Source organism: Deinococcus sp., from assembly GCF_025362455.1.
Classification (GTDB): domain Bacteria; phylum Deinococcota; class Deinococci; order Deinococcales; family Deinococcaceae; genus Deinococcus.
This window is the reverse complement of sequence record NZ_JANYGJ010000272.1, coordinates 26,092-36,116: the sequence shown is the minus strand read 5'-3', so window position 1 is coordinate 36,116 and position 10,025 is coordinate 26,092. Positions and strand designations below refer to the sequence as shown.

6 protein-coding genes and 1 riboswitch are annotated in these 10,025 nt (G+C 64.2%); of the genes, 5 read left to right on the top strand and 1 reads right to left on the bottom strand.

Features of this window, described 5'->3' with window-relative positions; genetic code table 11:
- Positions 1–338: 338 nt before the first annotated feature.
- From Q0R23_RS18465 to Q0R23_RS18450, 4 genes are all read left to right on the top strand, one after another.
- Positions 339–1,265, top strand: a complete 927-nt coding sequence (locus tag Q0R23_RS18465; RefSeq protein WP_293915470.1) for a ferritin-like domain-containing protein — start codon at positions 339–341, stop codon at positions 1,263–1,265.
- A gap of 153 nt (positions 1,266–1,418) precedes the next feature.
- Positions 1,419–1,523: riboswitch (SAM riboswitch) on the top strand.
- Positions 1,524–1,634: 111 nt separating this feature from the next.
- Entirely contained in the window at positions 1,635–5,372 is a 3,738-nt protein-coding gene (gene metH, locus Q0R23_RS18460; RefSeq protein WP_293915468.1) for a methionine synthase, read from the top strand.
- Entirely contained in the window at positions 5,362–6,228 is an 867-nt protein-coding gene (locus tag Q0R23_RS18455; RefSeq protein WP_366520460.1) for a methylenetetrahydrofolate reductase, read from the top strand. Before metH ends, Q0R23_RS18455 begins: the two co-directional genes overlap by 11 nt.
- Positions 6,225–6,695 carry a DinB family protein gene (locus tag Q0R23_RS18450; RefSeq protein WP_293915466.1) on the top strand — a complete coding sequence of 157 codons (471 nt, stop codon included), beginning with the start codon at positions 6,225–6,227 and terminating at the stop codon, positions 6,693–6,695. Before Q0R23_RS18455 ends, Q0R23_RS18450 begins: the two co-directional genes overlap by 4 nt.
- Positions 6,696–6,850: 155 nt before the next feature.
- Here Q0R23_RS18450 and Q0R23_RS18445 read toward each other — a convergent pair whose 3' ends face one another.
- Entirely contained in the window at positions 6,851–8,179 is a 1,329-nt protein-coding gene (locus Q0R23_RS18445) for a CU044_2847 family protein (RefSeq protein WP_293915464.1), read from the bottom strand.
- Between the two features lie 347 nt (positions 8,180–8,526).
- On the opposite strand from Q0R23_RS18445, the gene Q0R23_RS18440 reads away from it, so the two are divergent.
- Positions 8,527–9,513 (top strand): ABC transporter substrate-binding protein, encoded by a 987-nt coding sequence (locus Q0R23_RS18440; RefSeq protein ID WP_293915462.1) that lies wholly within the window; start codon positions 8,527–8,529, stop codon positions 9,511–9,513.
- Positions 9,514–10,025 lie beyond the last annotated feature (512 nt).

Genomic DNA, 10,025 nt, shown 5'->3' with positions numbered 1-10,025 from the left:
ACCCCTGCATCGCTAATCAGATACCCCAGTCTGGTGCCTATGGCCGCACGAGCCAGACTCGATTCAACGATCATACAGCCTGACATTCACCCTACCTTAACTAGACATTGGGTCAACTTCATTTCTGACTCGTCTTCATACATAGACTCATTTTAACTATTTTTAACTATATTTACACGGAGCTTAGACGAGCTTCAGGGCACCTTCATTTTCGGTAAATGCGATTTACAGGCCACATCCAATCGTCTAGGCTCGGCATACAACTCAATGTTGGTGAACACCCTCCGCCCCTCGGTGCGGCGCTTTCGCCGCACATCTACGTTGTCCAAGGAGTTCATATGAGCGATTCCATTAAAGTCCCGAACCGCCGTCAGTTCCTCTCCGCCGCTGGCCTGATGGGTGCGGGCGCCGTGCTGGCCTCCTGCGCACCGGCGATGGCCGAGCCCACCAAGCCGAACATCGACGCCGACGTGCTGAACTTCGCACTGAACCTGGAATACCTGGAAGCCGCTTTCTACCTGGCCGCTGTGGGACGCTTGGACGACCTCAGAGCGCTTGGCGGCGGTAACGCAGAAATTCAGTTGCTCCCCGGCACCGACGGCAAGTCGATGATGAACTTCGGTGACGACGACCTGGGCAAGGCTACCAAAGCCTACGCCATGGAAATCGCCGAGGACGAGTACCAGCACGTCAAGTTTTTGCGTGGAGCGCTGACGGCTGCCGGTGTTACGCCTGCGGACCGTCCCGTCCTCAACGTCGGCTCCGCCTTCGGCGCAGCAGCGAAGGCGGCAACTGGCGCCGACGCGGCCCTGGCGTTTAACCCCTACGCTAACGCGCTGTTCTTCCTGCATGGCGCTTTCATCTTCGAAGACGTGGGCGTCACCGCCTACAAGGGCGCCGCTCGCCTGATCACCAACCCCGATTACCTGGAAGCCGCCGCTGGCATCCTGGCCGTCGAGGCGTATCACGCCGGTGAAGTTCGCACGGTGCTCTACAGCCAGCGTGCAGTAGTGACCCCCTTCGGCCTGACCGTCGCTGCATTGATCGGCAAGATCAGTGCGCTGCGCTTTTCGGTGGGCGGCGGCAAGGACCAGGGCATCACCTCGGACAACACCCCCACGGGCGCGTCCAACATCGTGCCCACCGACGCCAGCTCCATCGCCTTCAGCCGCAGCACCGACGAAGTGCTCAACATCGTCTACCTGGGCAGCAAAGCGAAGCCCGGCGGCTTCTTCCCCAACGGCCTGAACGGCGCAATCAAGTAAGTTCAGCGCTAATTCTGAGAGCGGCTCCCTTCACCGGGGGCCGTTTTTCTGTTCCTTTTCGGCTCCGCCGATTTGTCTGAACTGTCCCGCCCAAACCAGTCAGATTTCGCTAGAATAAAAGTCTGGCAAGCCCAACGGCCTGATTTAGTTCTCTTCCCATCCAGAAGCGCCTGAGAGACCTGGCTCAGCGACGGCGCGGCAACCGGCCCCTCATTTCGGACACGGTGCTTAAGCCAGCCTGCGCGCCAACGATGGCAGACGGAAAATATTCCGACGCGCCGCAGGACCGATGGAGCACCCCGGCACACCGAGAAATGGCCGCCTTTGCTCCCATGAGTACGGGCGGATTTTTGTTCAAGGACGACTTTGATGACCCAGGATCACACCTCCGAACTGCTCCAACTGGCCCGTGAGCGCATCCTGATTCTGGACGGCGCCTGGGGCACCATGTTCCAGCGCGAGAATTTATCGGAGGCCGATTACCGCCGCCCCGACTTCGACCCAGCGCGGCAGTACAAGGGCAACCACGACCTGCTGCAACTGACCCGGCCCGACTTGCTGCGTAAGATCCATGCCCAGTACTTCGGGGCCGGAGCCGACATCACCAAGACCAATACCTTCAGCTCCACCACCATCGGTCAGGCGGATTACGGACTGGAGTACCTGGTGGACGAGCTGAACGTGGAGGCCGCCCGGATCGCCCGCGAGGTGGCCGACGAATTCGAGGCCCGCGACGGCAGACCCAGATTCGTGGCCGGGTCCATCGGGCCGACCAACCGCACTGCCACCTTGTCCCCCGACGTGGAGCGCCCCGAATTCCGGGCGGTGACCTACGACGACCTGCGGGCTGCCTACGCCCAGCAGATTCGCGGCCTGATGCGCGGCGGCGCCGATATGTTATTGATCGAAACGATCTTCGACACGCTGAATGCCAAGGCCGCTCTGTTCGCCGTGGAGGAGGTCTTCGAGGAGGCCGGGCGAAGGCTGCCGGTTATGGTCTCCGGCACCATCACCGACGCCTCCGGGCGCACGCTCAGCGGGCAGACACCGGAAGCCTTCGCGGCCAGCCTGGCGCACGCGAAGCCCTTCAGCCTGGGCCTGAACTGTGCGCTGGGGGCCGAGCACCTGCGGCCTTACCTGCGCGAGATCGCCCGCAGCACCGAGACGCTCATCAGCGTGCATCCGAACGCCGGGCTGCCCAATGCGTTTGGTGAATACGACGAGTTGCCCGAACACACCGCCCGGTTGCTGGGCGAGTTCGCCGAGGAGGGGCTGGTCAACATCGTCGGCGGCTGCTGCGGCACCACGCCGGAGCACATCCGGGCCATCGCCGAGTCGGTGGGCCGGTTTGCGCCCAGGAAAGCGGCGCCCCTGGCTCCGTTTCTGCGGCTGAGCGGCCTGGAACCCTTTACGCTGACGCCGGAAACCAACTTCGTCAACGTCGGCGAGCGCACCAACGTCACCGGCAGCCCCCGCTTCGCCAAATTCATTCTGGACGGCGACTTCGACGCGGGTCTCAAGATCGCCCGGCAGCAGGTCGAGAACGGCGCCCAGATCATCGACGTGAACTTCGACGAGGGCATGCTCGACGGCGAGGCGGCCATGATCCACTTCCTGAACCTGCTGGCCGGTGAGCCCGACATCGCCCGCGTGCCGTTCATGCTCGATTCCTCGCGCTGGGACATCCTGGAAGCGGGCCTCAAGCGGGTCCAGGGCAAGGCGGTGGTCAATTCGATCAGCCTCAAGGACGGCGAGGCCGAGTTCCTGCGCCGGGCCGAACTGCTGAAGCGCTACGGCGCGGCAGTCATCGTGATGGCCTTCGACGAGCAGGGCCAGGCCGACAACCTGGAACGCCGCCAGGAGATCTGTACGCGGGCCTACAGGCTGCTGGTTGACACCGCCGGATTTCCCGCGCAGGACATCATCTTCGACCCCAACGTGCTGACCGTCGCCACCGGCATGGCCGAGCATGACCGTTACGCGCTGGACTTCATCGAGGCGACCCGCTGGATCAAGCGCGAGCTGCCGGGCGCCAAGGTGTCGGGCGGGATCAGCAACGTGTCGTTCAGCTTCCGGGGCAACAACCATGTGCGGGAAGCCATGCACGCCGTCTTTCTGTACCACGCCATCCGCGCCGGGCTCGACATGGGCATCGTGAACGCCGGGATGCTGGCCGTCTACGACGACATCGAGCCGGAGTTGAAGGTGGCGGTGGAGGACGTGATTCTGGCCCGGCGAGAGGACGCTACCGAGAATTTAATTGAGCTGGCCGGGCGCTACAAGGGCGTCAAGCGCGAGGCGGGCGCCGTGGACGAGTGGCGCAGCGCCGGGGTGCATGACCGCCTCAAGCACGCGCTGATCGTGGGCAACACCGACTTCGTGGACGCCGACGCCGAGGAAGCCTATCAGCTCCTGGGTTCGCCGCTGGGCGTCATCGAGGGGCCGCTGATGGACGGCATGAACGTGGTGGGCGACCTGTTCGGGGCGGGCAAGATGTTTCTGCCGCAGGTGGTCAAATCCGCCCGCGTGATGAAAAAGGCGGTGGCTTACCTGACGCCGTACCTCGAAGCCGAGCAGGCCGGGGGCAGCTCCAAGGGCAAGGTGCTGCTGGCGACGGTCAAGGGCGACGTCCACGACATCGGCAAGAACATCGTGGGCGTGGTGCTGGCCTGCAACGGCTACGCCGTGACCGACCTGGGCGTGATGGTGTCCGCCGAGAAGATTCTGGACGCCGCGAAGGAACTGGGCGCCGACCTGATCGGACTCAGCGGTCTGATCACGCCCTCCCTGGACGAGATGGTCAGTGTGGCCCGCGAGATGGAGCGCCGGGGCATCCAGACCCCGCTGCTGATCGGCGGCGCCACAACCAGCCGGGCGCATACGGCGGTCAAGATCGACCCAGCCTATTCCGGCACGGTGGTTCACGTCATCGACGCCAGCCGCGCCGTGTCGGTGGCGGGCGAGCTGCTGAGCAAGCAGGCCGTCATCAGGGCCAGGTTGAAAGGCGAGTACGACACCCTGCGCGAGCGTCACGCCGAGCGGAACATCAAGCTCATCGAGATCGGGGCGGCGAGGTCCAGAGCGCCCCACCTGACCGACTCCCCCGCCCCGGCGCCAAATAAACCGGGCCGCACGGTCGTCGAGCAGGATCTGGCCGGACTGATCCCCTTCATCGACTGGACGCCGTTTTTCATCGCCTGGGAGATGCCCGGCGTGTATCCGAAAATTCTGCGCGACCCGTCGGTGGGCGTGGAGGCCCGCAAACTCTACGAGGACGCCAAGACCTTACTGGGGCGCATCGTCACCGAACGTCGCTTCACCGCCCGCGCCGTCATCGGTCTGTGGCCCGCCCACCGCGAGGGCGACGACATCGTGCTCGATCTGGAGCCCCAGCACCTACCCCAGACCAGAGAGGCCATTTCGGACGACCTGCGCGAAGCGTCCCCACTTCCCACTCCCCACTCCCCACTCCCTTACGCCTTCCATACCCTCCGCCAGCAACGCGACCAATCTCACCCCAACGCCGCGCTCGCCGATTTCGTCAGCGAGTCGCCGGACTGGGTGGGCGGCTTCGTGGTCGGTATTCATGGGGCCGACGAGTTTGCCAAGGCGTTCGAGGCAGCAGCCGACGACTACAGCGCCATCATGGTCAAGGCGCTGGCGGACCGGCTGGCCGAGGCCTTCGCCGAAAAGCTGCACCAGGACGTGCGCCGAGGATACTGGGGCTACGCACCGGAGGAGCAGTTCACCCGCGAGGAACTCATCAAAGAAAAGTACCGGGGCATCCGGCCCGCACCCGGCTATCCGGCGCAGCCTGACCACACCGAGAAACGCACGCTCTTTGAACTGCTGGACGCCGAGCAGATCGGCATGACGCTGACAGAGAGCTGCGCCATGTGGCCCGCCGCCGCCGTCTCAGGGTTGTATATCGCACATCCAGAAGCGAAGTACCTGGCGTTGGGCCGCATCGGACGCGATCAGGTGCAGGATTACGCCCGGCGCAAAAACTGGACGCTGGCGGAGGCGGAGAGATGGCTGGCGCCGAACCTGGCGTATGAACCCAAAGTGCAGATCGAGGCCGACAGGGTGGCGTTGAGTGCCGACTGAATTCGTGCCGGTTGGGACGCGGGGAATCAACGCCGGGCAGACCGTTCTCGACGTCCCCGAAATGCAGATCGGTCATCCGGCTCAGACAGCGTTGGCAGAGACGCTCAAAGCGGGAAAGCAGACCCGCATTTCCATCGAGCTTGTCCCGCGCAGCCGGAGCGGGCTGGGCGCCGAGCTGGAGGAGGTCCGCTCACTCGGCGGCGTGCAGACCGTCAACATTCCCGATCTGCTGCGCTACTCGCTGCGGAGCTGGCAGGGCTGTGCGCTGGCGAAGGCGGTGGTGCCGCAGGCCATTCCCCACATCCGGGCCATCGACATCAACCCGAAGGCCCCGCTGCCGATGGCCGCCGCGCTGGACGCCGCCGGGATCACCGAGGTGCTGATTATCGAGGGCGACGCGCCCGCCGATATGGGGCACCAGACCTATGACGTGACCAGTCTGGAAATTATCCGCAAGTTCCGGCGCGAGCTGCCGCACGTCACCGTCTGGGCGGGGCTCGACCCCTACCGGCAGAGTTTCGCCCGCGAGCGCGACTACGCCGAGGCCAAGCTGGAGGCGGGCGCGGTGGGGCTGTTCACCCAGCCGTTCTTCGACCTGCGCCTGCTGGAACTGTGGGCCGAATTGCTCGTCGGCGCGGAGGTGTTCTGGGGCGCCACCACCGTCACCAGCGAGAAATCGCTGAGCTACTGGCAGACCCGCAACAAGGCGGTGTTTCCGCGCACCTTCGAGCCGACGCTGGAATGGAACCGCCAGTTTGCCGCCGAGCTGCTGGCCTTCGCCCGGCGCAGCGGCAGCCACGCCTACTTCATGCCGGTCCGCGCGAGCGTCGCCGAGTATCTGAGCGGGGTGCTGTGAGCGAGCAGGCATTACGCCGACACCTCCGTGCCCTGCTGACCGAGCCACAGGCGCATGTGCAGCTCAGCGACGTGCTGGACGGGTTTCCAATTCAGCGGCTGAACGAGCGGGTGGCCGGGCTGCCCTACTCCGCCTGGGAACTGCTGTGGCACCTGTGGTACGCCCAGCGCGACATTCTGGAGTTCGTGCAGGACGCGCCGTACACCGAGCGCGAGTGGCCCGCCGCCTACTGGCCGACAGCAGCCGGAACGGTGGAGAACTGGCACCGGACATTCGAGGGCATCCAGGCTGATCTGGACGAGTTTTTAGCGCTGCTGGACGGCGCCGATGTCTACGCCGCTGTGCCGAACGCTATGCTGGCAGGCACGGCCCAGACCTGGCTGCGCGAGGCGCTGCTGATCGCCGACCACAACGCCTACCACGTCGGGCAACTGGTAGTGCTGCGGCGCTTGCTGGACGCGGATTGAAGATTGAGAGAAGCACTCAGGCCGGAGCAAACGCCCAGAACATTTGTCACCCTCGGCGTAGCGAGGGGTCTCGTCGCCGAACAGCGAGATCCTTCACCGCGTTCAGGATGACCATAAAGGCTTGGGGCACTGCCTACACGGTCAAAACCATACTGTCACGGCCTTCGGCGCTCCTCCGAGTTGTACCAGCGCAGCGTCACGTTCAGCGTGCCCTCGGTGCCCAGCCGGGCGAGGATGACGCTGGCGTCGGCGGTGATCTTCAGGCCGAGCTGGAGCGAGAGTTCATCCGGGCTGTTGATGTCGCCCAGCGTCCGGGCGATGTCACGCAACGTCGGCATGGCCCGCCTCAGCGCGTCCTGCAACGAGGTTCCGGCATCCAGAAGCGGGTTGCCGAGGGCACTCACCTGGCCGACACTCTCCCCCGCCTCACCGAAATACAGAATCTGCCCGTCGTCCAGTTCGGCGCCAAGGCGTCCAGACGGCTGAGTGTTCAGCGCCGACACGCCTGCGCCCATTCCGAACGGCAGCCGGGCGTCCGAGAGGCGGGCGAGCCGCTTCGGCACCTGGTCGGTGAACACGTCCGCGCCTCGCAGGCCGTCACCGAAATTCAGCCCGGTCAGGGATTCGATCTCGCTCACGGCCACCTGAAAGGTACTGTACGGCCCCACCGGCAGCGCCTCGGCAGCCACCTCCGGCACGCTCTGAAAGGTGATCGGCGTGATGAAGTCCGCCTGGCTGACCCGGTACGCGCTCGACCGCAGCGCCCCGGCTTCGTCCACGGCGGCCACGACTTTCCAGAACTGCTGCGGAATCTGGACCTGACGGTGCAGCGGGTCGGCGTCCGTGAACACCGGGCCGGTGAAGACGCTGACCTTGACCTTTCCCAGCTCGGCGCTCGACAAAATAAAATTCTCCAGCCCCTGCCAGAGCGTCTCGCCCTGGTTGAACTCCCAGTACTGCGGGCTGCAATTGGTCCAGTGGAAGGTGTCGTCGTTGGCCGCCTTCAAAGTAGCGCCGCTGCCCCAGATCGGATCGCGGCGGCGCACCAGATGGCCCCGGTCGAAAAAACCTTGCGGGCCGGGTTCGTTACGGTACATGAATTCGTCGACCTGCGCGGCTGCCGGAATGCGGGGGTCGAAGTGCCAGACGTCGCGGTTGCGCGGGTAATCGAACAGACTGGCCCCGTCGATATTGACCGCCGTGACGAAGGCCAGCCGCCGGACCTGGCTCATGACCAGCGAGAAGTGGGTGTATTTCAGCTCAGTGCTGGCTACTGCTCCGGTGCTGCCTGTCAGCGGCGTGGCCGGGCCGAAGCGGCTGACGGCCCCCGAAATATCCGGCATCGGCACCCGCACGAGCAGGAACGAGGGATCATAGCCCCCCCGGTCAGCGTAGCTTTCGGGCGTGGCCACCGGCGCGGCCTGGATCTGCACAGGCGCGTTCTGGTCGGCGGAATCGGGATGTTGCGGCGCTGAATCGTCCATGTGTCCCCCTGGGTGTCAACTTCAGAGTAGCGGGCGAGGCGTCAAAGGGGAGTCATACGGACTCCGATTGAATCGTTTTGTAAAAACGATGAAACCGGGGCAACGGGAGTAGGAGCAACTACGGACTCTGCGGTATGGATTAACTTCCGGCGCCTTTTCGGAAGTTAAGGAATTTAGCGGAGTCCGTATCAGCCGACGGGGCGGGGTCTGAAGGTTAACCTCACCCGGACCCATACGCAGCGCCGACCAGGCCGACCTTGTGTATATCGGCCCCGTTAACATCGGCCCCGTTAAGACCGGCTCCATTAATTGACAAGTTCTATCAACTGCTACGCTATACTCGGTCCATGAACCGCTTCCTGTTCCTGCCTTGCACGCTCGCTCTGTCCTTCGCGCAGGCCCAGTCCAACTCCGCGCCTCAGCTCCGACTGGGCGTGTTTCCCAACGTCACTCACGCGGCGGGCCTGGTCGGCATCCAGAAGGGCCTGTTTCAAAAGGAACTGTCTCAAACCGGTCCGGGCACCAAACTGGTCGTCAGGGACTTCGCCAACGGCTCGCAGGTCTCCGAAGCCTTCGCGGCGGGCGCCATCGACGCCTCGTATGTCGGCCCCGGACCGGCCATCAACGCCTTTTTGCGCGGCGTGCCGATTCAGATCTACGCCGGGGCGGCCAACGCCGGGGCCGTGCTGGTCGCCAGAAGTGGCAGCGGCGTTCGCAACGTCAAAGCCCTGAGCGGCAAGAAGGTCGCGGTGCCCACGCGCGGCTCGACCCAGGACATCAGCCTGCGCCACCTGCTGCACGAGAACGGCCTGAAGGCCACCGACGAGGGCGGCACGGTCACGGTGATTCCCATCGACCCGGCCAACATGCCCGCCGCCTTCGCCGCCAACCAGGTGGACGCCGCGCTGGTGCAGGAACCCTGGGGCGCCGTGATGGAGTCGCAGGGCGCCAGGCTGATCGCCAACGAAAAGGCCATCTGGAACGGCGGCGATTACACTACCACTGTCCTGGTGGTCAACACCGACTACGCCAAAAAGAACCCGGACGCCGTGAAAGCCCTGATACGCGGCCACCTGAGCGCCATCAACTTCATCCGGTCAAGCAACGCGGGCGCCCAGAAAGCCATCAGCGACGCCATCTACAGCTTCACCGGCAAGCGCCCCAGCGTCAGCGATCTGTTCAAGGGCCTGTCGCGCACCAAGGTCACGTCCGACATCAATCTCAAGGTTTTAGCCGAGTACGCCCAGCTCAACAAGGAAGCCGGATTCGCCCGCGAGGTGCCGGACCTGAGCAAGCTGGTGGACCTGAGTCTGGTGAGGTCTGGCGGGAAGTAGGGAGTGGGGTGTGGGAAGTGGGAAAAGATTAGGGCATTCGCTGGGGCTCACTGGCCCTCTGCAAGCAGGTCTGCGACTCACCCCGCTGCTTTGCAGCTCCCCTCTGCAAGCACTCGTTGTGAACGGACTGTCGTCATGAGCGGACACCCATGAGGGTGCCATTCCTCCCCATGAGGGCGCCACTCCTCAGGTCTGCGACTCTCCCGCAGGGGGCGACTGGTACAGCTCCGCAGGAGAGGGGTCAGAAAGCTCGCTGGGCGCGTGCTTTTATTGGCTGAAGTAAACCACTCCCTTCCAGCGAGGTCAGTTATGGGCTTATTTGGAGCACGGGTGCCCTACGTCACCGGCCACGATGTGGAGAATGGGGTGAAAGAAAGTGCATGTGGGACGAACGGGAAGTACCGTCCACAGCGGTGCTGGGGGTGAGGCACCCAAAGCGAAAGCAACGTGCTGAAACCTAAAAAAGCAACATCAGCGCCCCAAACACGTCCAGCCGCCGCTTTTCCACACAA